Raw genomic sequence first — 18,278 nt, 5'->3', positions numbered from 1 at the left:
CGCCCCCGAACCCCCCGCTCCTCAAAGCCAGGAGGGGCTGAATTCAGCCCGACCTCTGATCACACGACTTCTGATCACACGACTTCTGATCAGCCGACTCTTCGATGGGACGGATCCCTCATGACCACCACCACCGCACCCGAAGGCCTCTCCCCCGCCGCGCGCCGGCTGCTGGAGCGCAGGCTGCGCGGCCGGGCGGGCGCCGCGCCGGCCGGGATACCGCGGCTCGACCCGCGCCCGGAGCGCGTCCCCCTGTCGGCGGCGCAGCAGCGCCTGTACTTCCTCCACCGGCTCGACCCGGACGGTGTGGAGTACCTGATGCCCGCGGCGTGGCGGTTCACGGGCCCGCTGGACGCGGCCGCGCTCGACGGGGCGGTCCGCGACCTGGTGGCGCGGCACGAGCAGCTGCGGGTGGTGTTCACGGACGAGGAGGGCGTCCCCGCGCAGTGCGTGCTGGACGGCGAGCCCGCGGGACTGGACGTGGTGGAGCTGCCCCCAGGGGTGCGGGACGGGGGTCCCGACGCGCTCGCCGCGGCGGTACGGGACGTGGCGACGCGGCCCTTCGACCTGGCCGCCGAGCCGGCGTTCCGGGCCGTGCTGCTGCGGGTCGCGGACGACGACCACGTCCTGGTGCTCGCCCTGCACCACATCGTGGCGGACGGCTGGTCCCTCGACGTCCTGCTGCGCGACCTGTCCGCGTTCTACCGGGCCAGGACCGGGGGCCCGGCCGCCGATCTGCCGGCCCTGCCCATCCACTACACGGACTACGCGGTGTGGCAGCGCGGCGGCGACCACACCGCCGACCTGGCCTACTGGCGGGGCGCGCTGGCCGGCCTGACACCGCTGGAGCTGCCCACCGACCACCCCCGGCCCACCGAGCGGTCCTACATGGGGGCCCTGCACACCGTCGAACTGCCCGGCCCGCTGGTCGCGGAGCTGCGCGCGCTCGGCGAACGCGCCGACACCACCCCGTACATGACGCTGATGGCGGCGTTCCAGGCGGCGCTGGCGTTCCACAGCGGGCAGGACGACATCGCGATCGGCACCGTGGTGGCCAACCGGGAGCGGCCGGAGACGGAGCAGCTGGCCGGGTTCTTCGTGAACACCCTGGTGGTGCGCACCGACCTGGCGGGTGATCCGACGTCGGACGCGTTGCTGGCCCGCACCCGGGAGAGCGTGCTGGGCGCGCTGTCGCACCAGGGCCTGCCCTTCGAGCGGGTCGTGGACGAGCTGAGCCCGGAGCGGGACCTGAGCCGCAACCCGCTGTTCCAGGTCCTGTTCACGCACACGCAGGCCCGGTCGGGGGCGTACCGCCTGGGGGACGGCGCCGAGGGGGCACCGTTCCCGGTCGACCTGACCACCGCGAAGTTCGACTTCACCCTGGACGTCCTGGAGACCCCGGACGGCGGGGAGGGGCCCGGCCGGATCGCGCTGCGGTTCGTGTACCGGCCCGACCTGTTCACCGAGGAGTGGGTGGCCCGGTTCGCCGCGCACACCGTGGCGGTGCTGCGGGCGTTCGTGCGGGTGCCCAGTGTGCCGCTCAGCGAGATGGCGCTGCTCACCGACGAGGAGATCGGCGAGCTGCTGGGCCCGGACGGTCCCGCGAACCGCACCCCGTTGCCGGAGGCCGCCGGTCCCGAGGAGGCCGTCGCGCCGCGCACCGCCCTGGAGCGGTTCGCCGAGCGGGTGCGCCGTACGCCCGGGGCGGTCGCCGTATCCGGGGGCGGCCGGAGCCTGACGTACGCGCGACTGGACGCCGCCTCGCGGGTGCTGGCGCGGCGCCTGCGGGAGGCGGGTGCGGGGCCCGAGTCGCTGGTCGGGGTCTGCCTCGGGCGCGGTCCCGAGCTGGCCGTGGCGCTGCTCGGCGTGTGGCGGGCGGGTGCGGCGTACCTGCCGCTGGACCCGGCGCACCCGCGGGCGCGGCGCGCGTTCACGGTCGACGACGCGGGCGTGTCCCTCGTGGTGACGGACGGCGCGGGGCGCGAGGCCGTGGAGGGCCTGCCGGTGGAGGTGATCGCGCTGGACGACGTCCTGGCGGGGGCGGAGGCGGCGGAGTCGGAGGACCTCGTCGAGGACCCGCCGGGTCCCGAACGCCTCGCGTACGTCATCTACACGTCCGGCTCGACGGGCCGGCCGAAGGGCGTGGAGGTCACGCACGGCAATCTCGGCTGGCTGCTGGGCGCGGCGGACCGGCACTTCGCCTTCGGCGCGGACGACGTGTGGACCCTGGTGCACTCCCCCGCCTTCGACTTCTCCGTCTGGGAGCTGTGGGGTCCGCTGACGTCGGGCGGGCGGGTGGTGGTGCTCACCGACGACGAGGTCCGCGACCCGGCCGCGGTGCTGCGCGTGCTGCGCGAGGAGCGGGTGACGGTGCTGAACCAGACGCCCGCCGCGTTCAAGGGGCTGCGGGCGCACATGGCGCAGTGCGGCGCGGACTTCGCCGGCCTCGCGCTGCGTACGGTGATCTTCGGCGGTGACGCGTTCGACGCGCGGGACTACCGCGACTGGTTCGCGGTCCCGGCGGACGCGCGGCCCGCGCTGGTCAACATGTACGGCATCACGGAGACCACCGTGCACGTCACGCACCGGCCGATCACCGAGGCGGACACGCGGTCGCCGGTGACGTCGCCGATCGGCAGGCCGCTGGCGGGCCAGCACGGCTATGTGCTCGACCGGTTCGGGCGGCTGGTGCCGCGGGGCACGGTGGGCGAGCTGTACGTGGCGGGCGGCGGGGTGGCGCGCGGCTACCGCAACCGCCCCGAGCTGACCGCCGAGCGCTTCCCCACCGACCCGTTCGGCCCCGGCGCGACGCGGATGTACCGTACGGGCGACCTGGTGAAGGTGCTGCCCGACGGCCAGTTGGCTTACGTGGGGCGCGCCGACCACCAGGTGAAGGTGCGGGGTTTCCGGATCGAGCCCGGTGAGATCGAGACGGCCCTGCGCGCCCTGCCGGGTGTGGCGGACGCGGCGGTGGTGGCCCGTCCCGGCCCGCACGGCGGTGCCCGTCTCGTCGCCCACGTGGTGCTGACCGAGGGCCGGCCGCTGGACGCCACGGACCTGCGCGACCGGCTGCGCCTGACGCTGCCGTCGTACATGGTGCCCGCGCTGTTCGTGCGGCACGAGCGGCTGCCGCTGACCGCGAACGGCAAGGTCGACCGGGCCGCGCTGCGGGAGGTGGCCGGCGACGCGGCCGCCGCGCCCGCGGGCCACGTACCGCCGGCAGGGGCGACGGAGGAGGCGCTGGCCCGGGTCTGGGCGGAGGTGCTGGGCGCGGAGCGGATCAGCCGCACGGCGAACTTCTTCGACCTGGGCGGCGATTCGATCCTGGCGCTGCGGGTGATCGGCCTCGCGCGGTCGGCCGGGCTCGCCCTGACCGTACCGGACCTGTTCCGGGCGCCCACGCTGGGCGAGCTGGCGCGGCGGGCGACCGCGGCCGACGGGGCGGCGCCCGCGGCGGTGGAGCCGTTCTCCCAGCTGGACCCGGCGGACCGGGCCCGGCTGCCGGAGGGCCTGGAGGACGCGTACCCGCTGACGATGCTCCAGGCCGGCATGCTGCACGAGATGCTGGCCGATCCGCGGCGCGGCGCGTACCACAACGTCACCGACCTCAAGATCACCGTCCCGGAGGGGTTCGACCCGGCGGCGTTCCAGGCCGCGGTGGACGCGGTCGTGCGCGAGCACGGCATCCTGCGGACCTCCGTCGACCTGGTGTCGTTCTCCGAGCCGCTCCAGCTGGTGCACCGCACCGCCCACCTCCCGGTCGGCTTCACGGATCTGCGCGGGCTGGCGCGCGAGGAGCAGCGCGCGGCCCTGCGGCGGTACGTGGACGAGGAGTTCGGCCGGCGGTTCGACCTGGCGGCGGCGCCGCTGGTCCGGATCCATCTGCACCGTCTCACGGACCACGAGCTGCGGCTCACGCTCACGGACTGCCATGTCGTCCTGGACGGCTGGAGCCTCACGTCGCTCATCGCGGACCTGCTGGACCTGCACCGCCAGGCGGTGGCGCACGGCCGTACGCCGCGGCTGCCGGCCGCGCCCCGGTTCGCCGAGTACGTGGCGCTGGAGCGCGCGGCGCTGGAGGACGAGGCCGGGCTCGACTACTGGCGTGCGGCGCTGGCCGCGCTGAGCCCGGTCCGCTTCACCCGGCGCGGCGGGGACGCGGCGGTCGGCGGCGGCCAGGACGCGGCCGACGGCGGCGGGGACGAGGCGAACGTGTACGAGACGCGGCGCTCGTACGCCCGGCTCGCCGGGCCCGTGGGGCGGCTGGCCCGGCGGGCGGGGGTGCCCCGGCGTACGGTGCTGCTCACGGCCTTCCACCATCTGATGAGCCTGTTCGCCGAGCGGGACGACGACGCCGACGGGCACGCGATCGGTCTGGTCACGAACGGCCGTCCGGAGGTGCCGGGCGCGGACCGGATGCGCGGGCTGTTCCTCAACACCGTGCCGTTCGGTGTGCGGCGCCCGGCGGGCAGCTGGCTCGAGTACGTGCGGGCGGTGTTCGCGGCCGAGCAGGACATGCTGCCGCACCGCAGGGTGCCGCTGGTCCGGCTCGGGCAGCTGCGGCCCGGTGAACCGAGCCCGGTCCAGGCGGTGTTCAACTTCGTCAACTTCCACCGGCTGTCCGGCGACACCTGGGACGAGTCGCTGGAGATCGCCCGGACCATGTTCCCGCTGCTGGTGAACGCGAGCGTGGACGGCTTCCAGCTCGACGCGGACCCGGAGTACGTGTCGCCGGCGACGGCGGACCAGCTGGCCGACCTGCTGTGCTCGGTGCTGGAGACCATGGTGGCCGCCCCGGACGCCCCCGTGTCGCGGCCCGCGCTGAGCGGAGCGGCGCGTGAGCAGGCGCTGGGCGCGTGGGCGCGCGGCCCCGTCGTCGCGGGTGAGGGCCGGATGTTCCACGAGTGCGTGGCCGATCACACCGCGCGGACCCCGGACGCGGTCGCCGTCGCCCATGGCACGCGGGAGGTCACGTACGCCGCGCTGGACGGGGACGCCGAGCGGCTGGCCCGGCGGCTGCGGACGCTCGGGGTGGGGCCGGAGACGGTCGTCGGCATCTGCGTGGACCGCGGCCCGGACATGCTGCGGGCGGTGCTGGGCGTGCTCAAGGCGGGCGGGGCGTTCCTCCCGCTGGACCCGCAGCACCCGACGGAGCGCCTGGCGTTCACGGCGCGGGACAGCGGGATGCGGGTGCTGCTCACGCAGACGGCGCTGGAGGGCGCGGTGCCGTTCGACGGGCCGGCGGTGGTCCTGGACGATCCCGCGACGTGGACGGCGCCGGAGACGGCGGACGCGCCGGCGCCCGAGGTGGGCCCCGACAACACGGCGTACATCATCTACACGTCCGGCTCGACGGGTACGCCCAAGGGCGCCGCCGTCCCGCACCGCGGCCTGACCAACATGCTGGAGGGCCAGCGCGACCTGATCGCGCCGACCGCGGCCGACCGGGTGCTCCAGTTCGCGTCGTTCAGCTTCGACGCCTCGATCCTGGAGATGACGTGGGCGCTGGCGAACGGCGGCCGCCTGTGCACCGCCCCCAAGGAGGCGCTGCGGCCCGGTCCGGATCTGGCGGCCACGCTGCGCGCGCACGGGATCACGGGCACGATGCTGCCGCCGAGCGCGCTGGCGGTGCTGGGCGAGGACCGCTTCCCCGGCCTGGAGGTGCTCCAGGTGGCCGGCGAGGCGTGCCCGGCGGAGCTGGCGCGGACGTGGTCGCGCGGCCGGCGCTTCTACAACGTCTACGGGCTCACGGAGACGTCGTCGTGGTCCGTCGCCGCCCTCCTCTCGCCCGACTGCCGGCGCGCGCCCATCGGCCGGCCGATCCGCAACACGCAGATCCACGTCCTCGACGACGACTTCCAGCCCCTGCCGGTCGGTGTTCCGGGGGAGATCCACCTGGGCGGTCACGCCGTGGGCCGGGGCTACCTCAACCGGCCGGAGCTGACGGCCGCGACGTTCGTGCCCGACCCGTACGGAGCGCCCGGCGACCGGCTGTGCCGCACCGGCGACATCGGGGTGCGGCGGCCGGACGGCGACGTGGAGTGGCTGGGCCGGCGCGACGGCCAGGTCAAGCTGCGCGGGTTCCGCATCGAGCTGGGCGAGGTCGAGCACGCCCTGCGGGAGCTGCCGGAGGTGCGGCAGGCGGTGGTGCTGCTGCGCCGTGACCTCCCCGGCGGCGAACCGGCCCTGGTCGCCTACGCGGTGCTCCGCGACGGCACGGGGGCCGGCGGCTCGGCGGACGGGCTGCGGCAGGGGCTGCGCGCCCGGATGCCGGAGTACATGGTGCCGGCGTTCTTCGTGCTCCTCGACTCCCTGCCGGTCAACACCAGCGGCAAGGTCGACAAGCGGGCGCTGCCGCTGCCGGCGGCCGGACGCGACCGGGGCGGCGCCCCGTACGTGCCGCCGCGCACCCCCGCCGAGTTGGTGCTGGCCGAGGTGTGGCGCGGGGTCCTGGGCCTCGACGAGGTCGGGGTGCACGACGACTTCTTCCGGCTGGGCGGCAGCTCCCTGTCGACGGTCCGCGTGGCGGCCCAGGCGACGGCGCGGGGCGTGCGGGTGACGGTACGGGACCTCATCGAGGCCCCGACGATCGCGCGGCTGGCGTCCCGTGCGGGCGCGGCGGCGGCCGCGGAGGTCCGGTCGGAGGTGCGGTTGCGGGACGGCGAGGGCGCGCCCCTGTGGTGCGTGCACCCGACCGGCGGCAGCGCCGCGTGGTACGTGCCGCTCGCCCGTGAGCTGCCGCCGGGGCGGCCGGTGCGGGCGTTCCAGGCGCGCGGCCTGCTGGGCGGGGTGGACCCGACCACGGTGCCGGGTATCGCCGCGAACTACGTCGCCGAGATCACCGCGCAGGGCGGGCGGGGGCCGCACGACCTGCTGGGCTGGTCCATGGGCGCCAACCTGGCGCTGGAGATGGCGACGCAGCTGTACGAGGCCGGGCACACGGTGGAGCCGCTGGTCCTGATCGAACCGTACCTGCCGAACCCGGTGGCGGCGCAGCGCCTGGCGCGGGTGGGCCGGGACATGGAGACGGCCCTGGGCATGCGGGACCGGATCCGCGCGCTCGCGTCCTCGCCGGAGCGGGAGGCCGCCGTCGCGGAGCTGACGGCGCTGCTGCTGGGCGCGGGGATGAGCCCGAGCGAGGCGGCGCTGGTGGAGAACGCCCCGATCGAGGTGTGGCACTCGCTGCTGGTCGCGCTGGCCGGCTACCGCGTCCGTCCGTACCCGGGCCATGTCCACCTCGTGGTGGGCGGTGTGGCGGCCGGGCTCCCGGAGGACGAGCCGATGCCGGGCCTGGACGTCGACTACCCGACGTATGTGGCGCGGTGGCGTGAGCTGGCCCTGGGCGGTCTGACGGTCCATGTGGCGGAGGGGGACCACATGTCGATGATGTCCGAGCGGCTGATGCCGGGGACCGCCGCGGTGCTGGCGGGGATCGGGACGGGGGTCCGCCGATGACCGCCACCACGACGGCCGCCGCGGTGACGGCTCCGGTGTTCACGGAGCGGTACCTGCTCTCGCCGGCGGTGAACGCGGATCCGTACGGCTATCTCAACGCGCTGCGGGACCACGACCCCGTGTACTGGAGCGCCATGCACCGGGCGTGGCTGGTCACCGGTCACGACCAGCTGATGCACTGTCTGCGCGAGCCCGCCGTCTCGGCTGACCGGGTGCGTCCGCTGATGGACGCCGTGCCGGAGGGCGCCCGCGACGACGCCGAGCGGGCGTTCGGGATCCTGTCCCGCTGGATGGTGTTCAACGATCCGCCGCAGCACCGGCGGCTGCGCCAGGTGTTCCAGGACCAGTTCGCCGCCCGCGCGATCAACCGGTACCGCGGGTTCGTCGAGCGGGCCACGCGGGCGGTGCTCGACCGGCGTGCCGCCCCCGGCCGGTCCGGTGACCTGGTCGCCGACCTCGCCAGGCCGCTGCCCGCCCTGGTGTTCGCCCGCTGGCTGGGCGTGCCGCAGGCGCACGGGCCGTCCTTCTGGTACTGGAACGCGCGGGTGGGCGACCTGGTGCTGGGCGCGGCCCAGGAGGAGCGCGAGTACCGCACGTCGCTCCAGTCGCTGGTCAATCTGGAGGACTACCTCGCCGATCTGGTGCGGAAGCGCCGGGCGGAGCCGAAGGACGACTTGATCAGCGCCGTGCTGGCGGGCGGCCGCATCGGGACGTCCGTCAGCGAGGAGGAGTTCGTGGGGCTGCTGACGCAGATGGCCTTCGCCGGCGGCGAGACCACCAGCAACCTCATCGCCAACACGCTGCTCGCGCTGCTGCGCCGGCCGGCCGAACTGGCGGCGGTCCGCGAGGACCCGGCGGCGCTCGTGCCGATGGCGGTGGAGGAGGCGATGCGCTTCGACGGCCCGTCGAAGATGTCGATCAGGACGGCGGCGGCCGACCTGGATCTCGACGGCCGTGCGGTACGGGCCGGGGACCGGCTGTTCCTGGTCACGGCCGCCGCCAACCGCGACCCCGCGCGCTTCGCCGATCCGGACCGGTTCAGCGTCCGGCGCGGCAGCGGCGGGCCCTCGCACCTGGGCTTCGGGTTCGGCCCGCACTTCTGCATCGGCGCGGCGCTGGCCCGGCTGGTCGCGGTCAGCGCGGTGGACGCGCTGGTGCGGGAGCGGCCCGGCCTGGAACTGGTCGACGAGCCCCTGTCCTGGCAGCCGTCGCTGCTCAACCGTGCCCTGACGGCCCTGCCCGTCCGCTACTGACCACCGGCCGCCCGGGCGGCGGCCGCGACGAAGGGTTCGACATGGCGAACACTCTGACGAGCGCGGGGGCCCGTCTCTGGTCCCCCGCCCGGCAGCGGTCGTTCCGGCTGCTCTGGACGGGCCAGTCCCTGTCCCTGCTCGGTGACGGCTTCAGCTACATCGCGTTCTCCTGGATCACCTTGGGCCTCACGGGTTCCGCGCTGAGCCTCGGCTACGTGCTGGCCTTCCAGGCCGTGCCGCGTGCGGTGCTGACGCTGGTCGGCGGGTCGCTCAGCGACAAGTGGTCGAGCCGGAGGCTGATGGCGTTCTCGAGCTGGGCGCGGGCCGCCCTGATGGTGTCGGTCGGTTTCCTGGGCCTGGCGGGTGCGCTGACGGTATGGATGCTGTGCGTGGCCGCCGCGCTGTTCGGCGCGGTGGACGCGTTCTTCCAGCCGGCTCGGGCGTCCATCCTGCCGACGGTGGTCGGCAAGGAGGAGCTGGCGCCCGCCAACGCGCTGCTGGGGGTGGGCGCCAAGGTGTCGGCGGTGCTCGGGCCGGCGGTGGGCGGTCTGGTGGTGGCGGTGACCGACGCGCCGGTGGCGTTCCTCGTGGACGGCGTGTGCTTCGCGCTGTGCGGGCTGTGCGTGGCGAGCATCAGGCCGCTGCCGACCGCCCCGGAGGACGCGGTGGTCGCTCCCGCTCCCGCTGCCGGTGACTCGCTCGTGGCCCGGATCCGGGAAGGGCTGCGGTACGCGTGGGAGGACCCGCGGATCCGTACCGTGCTGGTCGTGGACACGGCGGTGACGTTCTGTCACGCGGGGCCGTTCACCGTGGGCTTCGCCACCCTCGCGAAAGTCGACCTGGAGGGCGGTTCGACCACGCTGGGGCTCCTGAACGGGGCCCTGGCGGGCGGGGCCATGCTGGGCGCGTTGGTGGGCGGGATGGTCGGGGGGCGGCCGCGCGTCGGGCTGCTGATCGCGGCGCTGGCCGGCTGGCTGGCCCTCGGCATGGGCGTGCTCGGTGTCGTCGGGAGCACGGCTGCGGCGCTCGGTACGGTCCTGGTGATGGGCTTCGGCATCGGTTTCCAGGGCGTGTTCGGCGTCAGCTGGATCCAGCGCAACATCGACGGTTCGGTGCTGAGTCGGGTGATCTCGGTGGACATGGTCCTCGGCTACGCCGTCGCCCCCCTGTCGCTGATCGTGTGCGGGGCGCTGGCCCGGTCCGGCACGGGGCCGATGTTCGCGCTGACGGCGGTGATCCTGACCGGGACGGCGCTGGGGGTGCTCGCGTCGCGGACGGTGCGGGAGATGCGCTGACGGGACCGCGTGCCCCGACCGTACGGCCGTCGCGGGGCCGTACGGCCGGGGCGCTCAGGGCGTGAAGGAGACGGAGAAGTCGCACAGCGCCGCCCGGTTGGTCCGGCCGGTCTTCGTGCCGAGGCTGGCGATGTGCTTCTCGACCGTGCGGGGCGAGATGTAGAGGCGGTCGGCGATCTCCTTGTTGCCGAGCCGCTCCGGGAGCAGCTGGAACACCTCGTACTCGCGGACCGTGATGCCCAGGGCGCGCAGTGCCTCGGGGATGCGGCTGCTGCCGGTGCGGTGCTGGTGGACGGGGGCGCCGAGGCGGCGCAGGGCGGCGCGGCAGGCGTTGGTGACGGCGGGGACGGAGGCCTGGTGGAAGTGGTGTTCGGCGCGGCGGAGCCAGGCGACGGGCTCACCCCAGCCGCGCTCGTGGGCCTCCTCGGACAGCAGCCGCAGTCCGAGGTGGAGGGCGGTGGGGTACGGTTCGGCGACGCGCAGCGCCTCGGCGGCGGCAGCGGCGGCCTCCGCGGTACGGCCCTCCCGGCCGAGCAGCACCGCGTCGGCGAACAGCACGAACTGCCGGTTCCACCGCATGCGGCCCGGGGCGGTCGCGGCGATCTCCTCCTGGACGGCCCGTCCGGCGTCCCCGGACAGCACGTCGAGCAGCACGCCGATGCCGTACCGGCCGCTCAGGTAGTACGTGCTGGGGTTGGCGTGCTCCAGTGCGGCGACGTCGTGCAGCGCCCGTACGGCGCCGGGCCGGTCCTCCTCCATGAGGGCGCAGAAGGCACGGGCGAGGCCGAGCGTCAGGGGCTCCTCCTGCGCGCCGGCGCCGTCCCACTCGGCGAACGCCTCCAGCGCCCGCTCCATGGCGGGCCGGTCGCCGCGGTGGGCGGCGAGCGTGGCCTGGGCCATCAGCACGTAGCGGCTGGCGGGGGCGAGGCGGAGCCGCTGGACCACGGCGAGGCATTCGTCGCCGGAGCGCCGGGCGGTTTCGAAGTCGCCGCGCAGGACGGCGTCGAGGACGAGGATGCCGTCGACGGTGTGGACGATGGTGGCGGAGCCGACCCGCAGCGCCTCCTCGCGGGCGGCGAGCAGCGGGGCGGTGCTGCCGTCGGTGAGCCAGTTGTTGCCGCCGATGCGGGTGAGCGCGTACATCCGCTGGACGGGCAGGCGGTGCTGTTCGGCGGTGAGCAGCGCGGACTCCAGCAGGGCGGTGGACTCGTCGAAGTCGCGCTCCCGGGCGAGGGTGGCGAGCAGTTCCCAGGCCTGGCAGACGGCGGAGGGCAGTCCGTGGCGTTCGGCGGCCTGGAGGGCGGACCTGGCCAGTTTCTCGGCCTGCTGGGTGCAGTCGGGGCCGGGGGTGTCGAGCGCCAGGTAGGCGGCGGCGACGTCGACGAGGGCGGTGGCCCGTTCGTCGGGGCTGCGCCGCAGCAGCGCGCGGGCCTGGGCGATGGCGCGGTTGCCGTCCTCCCACCGGCCCGCGGTGTGGGCGACCTTGGCGAGCCGGGTGTGCAGGGCGGCGAGGCGGGGGACGGTGAGGTCGGTCCCGGCGAGGGCGTTCAGTTCGCGGGCGAGGCTGAAGGCACGGGCGAAGTCGCCGGTCTCGGCGAGCGCCGGCAGCAGGGTCTCCAGGACTTCCGCGCGGCGCGTGGCGTCGCCGCTGTCGGCGAGGAGCCGCTCGGCGCGGGACAGCAGGGTGACCGCCGAGCTGATCGCACCGGCGGCGAGGGCGCGCCGACCGGCCTCCGCGAAGAGGCGGCCGGCCTCGGTCACGTCGCCCTCCTCGGAGCGCAGCCCGGCGGCGAGCTGGCACCAGTCGCCCTCCAGCTCCGGGTGGAGCGCCTGGACCGCTGCCGCCGCGCGGCCCGCCAGCTCGGCGCGCCTGCCGGGGGTGAGCTGGGTGAACAGCGCCTCGACGGTGAGCGGGTGGCGGAAGGCGTACCAGTCGGGGGCGGGCTCGTCGGGGACGACGAGCCGGGAGGCGACTCCGGCGTGGAGGTGGCTGAGGAGTTCCCGGTCGTCGACCCCGGTGACGTCCTGGAGCACGGTGAGCGGGAAGCGGCGGCCGATCACGGCGGCCGCCGAGAAGAGGTTCCGGCCCTGGGGGCCGAGCCGGTCGATCCTCTGGAGGAGGCCCTTGGCCATGGAGGAGGACACATCGCCGCGGAGGTCGCCGACGACCTCCCAGCCGTCGTCCCCGTTGACGAGGTACCCGCTGCTGATCATCGATTGGAGCCGTTCCTCCACGAGGAGGGGGCTGCCCGCGCTGTCCTCCCAGAGCCGCTCCAGGGCGGCCGCGGGGACGCGTTCGACGTCGGTGCCCAGCTGTGAGGCGACGAGGGCGACCACCTCGGCGCGCGTCAGGGACGCGAGGTCGAGGGTGGTGCCCACGCGCCGCCAGCGGGCCGATTCGGCCAGGTCGAGGGCGTCGCACGGCTCGGTGCGGATGGTGGCCAGCAGCACGACGGGGGCCTGGTCGAGGTTGTCCACCAGGTACTCGACCACGGCCAGCGTCTCCGGGTCGGCGTCGTGCAGGTCCTCCAGGAGCAGCAGGGTGCCGCGGTCCCTTCCGGTGGCGATGAGCAGCCGGAGCACCGCCTCGCCGAGGACGATCATGGAGCTGCCGCCCTGGACGTCACCGCCCCAGTCGGGGATGAGCCGCCCGAGGACCGGCCGGTAGGGGCCGAGGGGCAGGTCGTCCAGGGGTTCGCCGCCGCGGAACAGCGACATCAGGGCCTCGGTCAGCGGCCGGAACGGGACGGCGGGGCCGGTGGTGGTGGACCGGCCCCGCAGTACGCGCATCCCGCTGTCGACGGCCAGGCCGACCGCTTCGGCGGCGAGCCGGGTCTTGCCGATGCCCGCCTCGCCGACCAGGAACACGCCTCGCCCGCGCTGTGCGCACGCGTCGCTCAACGCACGTGACAGTTCCCGTAATTGAGGGTCACGTCCGACGATGTGTGGAACATGTGAACGCATGAGCGCATGCTAGTGCTCACCGCTGCGAACCGGTCAACGGGTGGGGAAAACCCCCGGCGTGGGCCGATGCCGGCGTCAGCCGTGCACGTTCGGCAGGGAGACGCTGGTGTCGAAGGAGCTGAGGGTGATGACGATCCCGCTCGTGAGCACCATGCCGGACAGGGCACGGGCGCGGGCGCAGGCTCTGTTGCGGCCGGAGAGGGTGATGCCGCCGGCGGGGTCGCCGGCGCGGGAGGCGGTGGTCTCCTCGGCGGACGAGGTGGACGAGGCGGACGTGACGGCGGAGGTGGTGGTGGCGGCGGACGAGGCGGTGGCGGGCGTGTTCTGCATGGCGGTGGTCACCTTTCTCGTAACGGATGAAGGGAGGAGCCGAGGTGCGGGGTGCGTCGCGCGGCCGGTCGTGCGTCAGCCGTGCCGGTGTGTGTCGAGCAGCAGGACGGAGGGGACCTCGTCCGGGAAGGCGAGCCTGAGCAGTTGGTGGCCGATGCCGGCCAGGCCGGTCAGCAGGCCGGGTGAGGGGACGTGGCCGGGGGTGCCGCAGCGGTGGCCGTACTGATCGATGCCGCCGAGTACTTCGCCGGTTCGGCGCGTCAGCGCGTCCCGGGCCCGGTCGTGCCCCCGGTCGGCGAGCAGGGCCAGCAGCTCCATGGAGCCGAGGGCGCCATGGCGCGGACTCATGTCGTCCGCCCAGCCGGCGTCGTCGAGGAGCCGCACCCACCGGTCGGCCTCCGCGTCCGCGGGCGGGATGCCGGCGAGCGGCAGCGCGTCCGCGGCGGCCAGGGCGGTGCCGGACAGGCCCGCGTACCAGCCGGGGCCGGACCGTCCCGGGTCCCCGGCCGCCGCGAGGGCGGACCTCAGCAGCGCCGCTCCGGCGGCGGCGTACGGCTCCGGGGCCGGCCGCCGGGCGCCGGACGGGTGCGGCGCCGCGGGCAGCGTCGCCGCGTACCGCAGCAGGGCCCAGCCGACACCGGCGTCGCCGTGGGCGAAGCCGGGCTCCCCGGAGGGCTCGGGCGCCAGCCGGAGGAGCCGGTCCGCGAGCCGGTCGGCCAGTGCGGCGGCGCCGGGCGCCGCGCCGGTGCGGTCGGCGGCGAGTGTGGCCGCCAGCGCTCCGGCGAGGCCGTCGGCGAGGTCGGCCGGCGGGTGGTCGACGAGGCCGGTGGCGCGGTCGAGGGCGTCCAGGGCCGTGGCCAGGTGGGCGTGCGACGCGCCGTCGAGCAGCGGGGCCAGCCTGGCGACGGCGTACACGATGCCGCCGAGTCCGTGCAGCGCGCCCGGCCCCGCGGCGGCGCCCAGAGCCGGGTCGCCGGCCAGCGCGGCCAGCAGGTCCGGCAGCGGGCGTACGGCCTGCCGGGCGAGGTCGGTGTAGCGCTGGGCGCCGGCGAGCGCGCCGGCCTCGGCGAGGAAGAGGGCGACGCCGCAGTAGCCCTGGGCGAGCCCGCCGCCCATCGGCAGCACGGCCCAGTGGCCTGGGGTGACCTCCTCCAGGCCCAGCCAGTTGACGCGCCCGTCGCCGTGCACCGCGCGCGCCGCGATCTCGTCGGCGATGCCGCAGGCCGCGGTCAGCAGGCGGGACGCCTCGGGTGACACGGGCGCGGCGGGGTGCACCGACAGCTCGGAACGGGGGGCGTCCGTACCGGAGTTGGCCTGGCCGACGGCCAGCGTCGCGTGGACGATCCACTCCTGGTCGTAGCGGTCCACCTCGCCCATCGCCACGATCTTGCGGCGTGCGGCGTGCAGGGCGGGCGTCGGGAGCACGCCGTCGATGCGTACGCCCTGGGCGCTCCACACGGCCGTCCGTGCCGGGCGGTGGCCGAACAGCGGCACGTCCCCGGCCCACAGGTCGGCGATCTCGTGCTCGACGAGCCGCCGGCGCGCGGGGTCGTGGGCGGACTCGGTCCACAGCACGGAGAACACCGACTCCCGTGCGAGGGCGTCCCCCAGGACGCCGGGGTGCGTGGACTCCTCCAGGAGCGTGGCGTAGAGGCGGGTGGAGCGGGCGATGAGCCTGCCCCGGCCGGCGGCCCAGTGGTCGAGGAGCCCGCCGAGGAATTCGTCGCGGTGTGCGGTGATCGTGTCGTAGCCGGTCCTGAATCCCTCCAGGAGGGCCGCGCGGTGGTCGGCGTGCCGGGCCGGGCGGCCGTCCGGGTGGGGCCGGTTGCGGCCGGCGGTGCTCCGGACCGGGCCGCGCACCATGCGCATCCCGTCCGTCCCGGAGTCCTCCCACCGCATGCCGTCGCTGGGGTACGCCTCTCCGTCGGAGCCGCCGAGTCCGGAGATGTCGAGGGCGCCGTTGTCGCCGATCAGCAGGCTGGGCAGCAGGCAGGTGCGGTGCACGGACACCCGCAGGGCCTCGGCCGCCGGGTCGGGGCCCGCCGTCGCCGCCTGCGGCAGGTCGGCGTGCAGCAGGGTCTCGGCGTCCACGAGCAGGGGCTGGTCGCCGCACGCGATGACGTTCTCGTAGTGCATGTCCACGGCGTCCAGCGCGTACAGCAGGGCGAGCAGCGCGCCTTGGCGGCGGTAGAAGCGGTCCAGTTCGAGGGCGTCGCGGCACCAGCGGTGCTCGATGAACTCCATCCAGCCGTGGTCGGCCCGGCGCACCGAGCGCGGGGTGCGCAGCCCGAGGCCGGGCGCCTTTCCGTTGAGCCAGTCCACGGCCCGGTCCAGCAGGACGTGCTGGTCCAGGGGGCGGGGCTTGTAGACGACCGTGTGTCCCGTGGCGAAGCGGAGGAGGGCGACCGACCGGCTGCCCTGGTGCGCGTCGCCCGCTTCGAGGTCGATCCGGACGAGCGGGCCGGGGTCGGCCCCGTCGCACAGCCGCGCCACGATGGCCGGACGGTCGTCGGCGTAGCGCGACAGCAGCTCGACCGTGGCCTCCACGGTGTGGAGGCAGGTCTCGCCCAGCATGCGGGCCAGGACGGGGTAGCGGACGAACAGTCCGGCCAGCGCGCCGGGCGCGCGCAGGCCGTCCAGGAACGCGGCGAACCTGTCCTGCGGGGTCTCCCCCCGCAACCGGCCCGCGGTACGGGCGTGGTGCAGCTCCGTGACGAGGGTCCGGGCCGCCTGGCGGGCCAGCCGGCCGCCCAGCAGTTCGGTGAACGCCGCCCGGGCGACGGCGGTGTCGCCCGGGGCCGTCCGGAGCCGCGCGGCCGCCAGGGTCCAGGCGGAGGCGACGAGAGGACGCAGCACCGGCAGGAACACGGCGGGCCCTTCGGGGCCTTCAGGTCCTCGGGGCTCTTCAGGTCCTTCGGAGCGGACCGTGTCGTCCTCGCCCGCCGCGCGCTGGTGGGCCGTCAGCGCCCCCGCGACGAACCGGGCCCACTCCGGCTCGGCGGTACGCGCCGCCAGGCGGGCGGCCGGTTCCGCGGCGAGCCCGAGCGCCAGGTCCTCGCCGACCCCCAGAGCGGACAGGCGGCCGGCGAAGCCCGCGGCGTCCCCGAGGGCCCACGGCACCACCGCTTCCGCGCCCGGCGCAGCGACCGGAGCGGGCGCGTCCGGCGCGGCCAGCCGCTCCCGCAGGGTGAGGCCGGGGGCCCACCAGGCGGGCGGCAGGGGGCCGAGCTGCGCTTCTCGGGCGAGGGCGGTGTCAGTCACGGCAACGAAGCTCCCAGAGCCCGGCCGCGGGCACATGGGGGCCGCTCCCCCATATTCTGCGGCCGCTCCCCCAGGCGTACGGGGCGTGGGGCGGCGCCGTACGGCCCCGGGGAACGGCCGCCGTACGGGCGGGGGCGGCGCGGGGGCGGGGCCGTCGTACGCGCGGGCTCCGCTCCCCCTACGGATCACCGCGCCCCGCGTCCCGGAGTCGGCACGGTGTCCGCACCACCTCCTCCCCGTCCGCCCGTCCCGGCCGGGGGAAGCGGCCGGAAATGTGGGGGCGGGAGCCCGATGTACGGCGTGGGTTCCGGCCGGAGTCTGGGACCAGTGCAGCAACCACGTCGCATTCTTGGAGGACTCGGTGGGAGAACCCGTACTCGTCAGCGTCGTCGCACTGGACCCGGTGCTGGAGGCCGGTATCAGGAGCACTCTGTCGACGTGTCCGGAGATCGCCCTCACCACGGCGGCGGGTGAGCCGCGGGTCGTCGTGATGACCGTCGACCAGGTGTCCCCGTCGGAGCTGGACGTCCTGCGGTCGGTCCGTGAGGCCCCGTCGCAGCCCGAAGTGGTGCTCGTGGCCAGCCGGCTGGCCCCCGCGGACGCCCTGCACGCCCTGGCGGCGGGGGCACGCGGTCTGCTGCGCCGCGGCGAGGCGGACGCCGCACGGCTCACCCGTGCGGCGCTGGCGGCCGCTCGCGGCGACTGCACGCTGCCGCCCGGGCTGCTGGACCGGCTGCTCAAGCACTCGGAGGCCGGTGGTGCGGACGCCGGCGGGGCCTCGCCGGCGTGGGCGGGGGCGAGCCTGGACGACCGGGAGCGGTCGGTGCTGCGCCTGGTCGCCGACGGCCACGAGACGAACGAGATCGCCCGGCGCCTGTGCTACTCGCCCCGTACGGTGACGGCCGTCGTGCACGACATCACCCGGCGGTTCCGGCTGCGCAACCGGGCGCACGCCGTGGCCTACGCGCTGCGGACGGGGCTGCTGTGACGGCGCCCGGGGCGGCGCCCGCCGAGGCCGCGGCGGGAGTGCGGGTCCGTGTGGTGCCGGCGGCCGGTGCCCGCGCGCATACGGCTCCGGCGGCCGGACGGGTGACGGCGATGCTGCGCCAGGCGGGCATCGAGCCGACCGCCGGTGCCGGCACGGTCACGGTGGCCGTCACGGCGACCGTGGAGGAGGCCGTGGCCCTGTGCCCCGGCTCGGAGGACCGGCTCCTCGCGGTATGTGACACCGTGTCACCGGCCGGGCTCCGCGGCGCGCTGCGGGCCGGCGTGCGGGCGATCCTCCGCTCGTCGGACCTGACGCCCGCGCAGCTGATGGCCGGTGTGCACAGCGCCTGGCACGGCGACAGCCGCGTGCCGTACTCGGCGCTGGTGCAGCTGCTCGGGGGTGCGACCGCGACGGAGGCGCCGCAGCTGACTCCACGCCAGCACTCGGTACTGGCCCTGATGGCCGAGGGGCACGGCAACGCGGTGATCGCGCGCACCCTGTCGTGCTCGCCGCACACGGTGAAGAACACCGTGTACGAGCTGATGGGCCGTCTGCAGGCCCGTAACCGCGCCCAGGCCGTGGCCTGCGCGGTCCGCTGGAGCCTCATCTAGGTTTTGCGCCAACTTTCGGCGCTTTCCCGTCGAGAAGTCCCTCCGTTCACCGTGTCTTCACGGGCAGGTCCCACCGGCCGGCATTACCATTCATTGACCCGGCTTTTAACTTGCATTGGTG

At 75.4% G+C, this 18,278-nt stretch carries 8 protein-coding genes; 5 read left to right on the top strand and 3 right to left on the bottom strand.

Annotation, left to right across the window (positions count from 1 at the left end; all coding sequences use genetic code 11):
- Nucleotides 1–120: 120 nt before the first annotated feature.
- The 3 genes from ABEB09_RS32110 to ABEB09_RS32100 are packed head-to-tail and all read left to right on the top strand — an operon-like array spanning nucleotide 121 to nucleotide 10,003.
- Complete coding sequence (locus ABEB09_RS32110; RefSeq protein WP_345693426.1) at nucleotides 121–7,455, top strand: amino acid adenylation domain-containing protein; 7,335 nt, start codon at nucleotides 121–123, stop codon at nucleotides 7,453–7,455.
- A complete protein-coding gene (locus ABEB09_RS32105) occupies nucleotides 7,452–8,708 on the top strand; it encodes a cytochrome P450 (protein WP_345693425.1) in 1,257 nt (418 codons plus the stop codon). The genes ABEB09_RS32110 and ABEB09_RS32105 overlap by 4 nt, the downstream gene beginning before the upstream one ends.
- Nucleotides 8,709–8,749: 41 nt before the next feature.
- Nucleotides 8,750–10,003, top strand: coding sequence for an MFS transporter (locus tag ABEB09_RS32100; protein ID WP_345693424.1), 1,254 nt, complete (start codon nucleotides 8,750–8,752; stop codon nucleotides 10,001–10,003).
- A 54-nt stretch (nucleotides 10,004–10,057) separates the two neighbouring features.
- On the opposite strand, the gene ABEB09_RS32095 is transcribed toward ABEB09_RS32100, so the two are convergent.
- From ABEB09_RS32095 to ABEB09_RS32085, 3 genes are all read right to left on the bottom strand, one after another.
- Nucleotides 10,058–12,967 carry a helix-turn-helix transcriptional regulator gene (locus ABEB09_RS32095; protein ID WP_345693423.1) on the bottom strand — a complete coding sequence of 970 codons (2,910 nt, stop codon included), beginning with the start codon at nucleotides 12,965–12,967 and terminating at the stop codon, nucleotides 10,058–10,060.
- Nucleotides 12,968–13,042: 75 nt separating this feature from the next.
- Nucleotides 13,043–13,297 (bottom strand): hypothetical protein, encoded by a 255-nt coding sequence (locus tag ABEB09_RS32090; protein WP_345693422.1) that lies wholly within the window; start codon nucleotides 13,295–13,297, stop codon nucleotides 13,043–13,045.
- Nucleotides 13,298–13,372: 75 nt separating this feature from the next.
- Complete coding sequence (locus tag ABEB09_RS32085; RefSeq protein WP_345693421.1) at nucleotides 13,373–16,558, bottom strand: type 2 lanthipeptide synthetase LanM family protein; 3,186 nt, start codon at nucleotides 16,556–16,558, stop codon at nucleotides 13,373–13,375.
- Nucleotides 16,559–16,919: 361 nt separating this feature from the next.
- Here ABEB09_RS32085 and ABEB09_RS32080 point away from each other — a divergent pair, with 361 nt between their 5' ends.
- The gene (locus tag ABEB09_RS32080; protein WP_345693420.1) at nucleotides 16,920–17,546 is read left to right on the top strand and encodes a helix-turn-helix transcriptional regulator; all 627 of its coding nucleotides are present in this window, start codon (nucleotides 16,920–16,922) and stop codon (nucleotides 17,544–17,546) included.
- Nucleotides 17,543–18,157 (top strand): response regulator transcription factor, encoded by a 615-nt coding sequence (locus tag ABEB09_RS32075; RefSeq protein ID WP_345693419.1) that lies wholly within the window; start codon nucleotides 17,543–17,545, stop codon nucleotides 18,155–18,157. The genes ABEB09_RS32080 and ABEB09_RS32075 overlap by 4 nt, the downstream gene beginning before the upstream one ends.
- The last annotated feature ends 121 nt before the right edge of the window (nucleotides 18,158–18,278 follow it).

This window comes from Streptomyces coeruleoprunus (assembly GCF_039542925.1).
Taxonomy (GTDB): Bacteria; Actinomycetota; Actinomycetes; order Streptomycetales; family Streptomycetaceae; genus Streptomyces; species Streptomyces coeruleoprunus.
The sequence above is the reverse complement of the archived record's forward strand: the minus strand, read 5'-3'. Positions and strand labels throughout refer to the sequence as shown.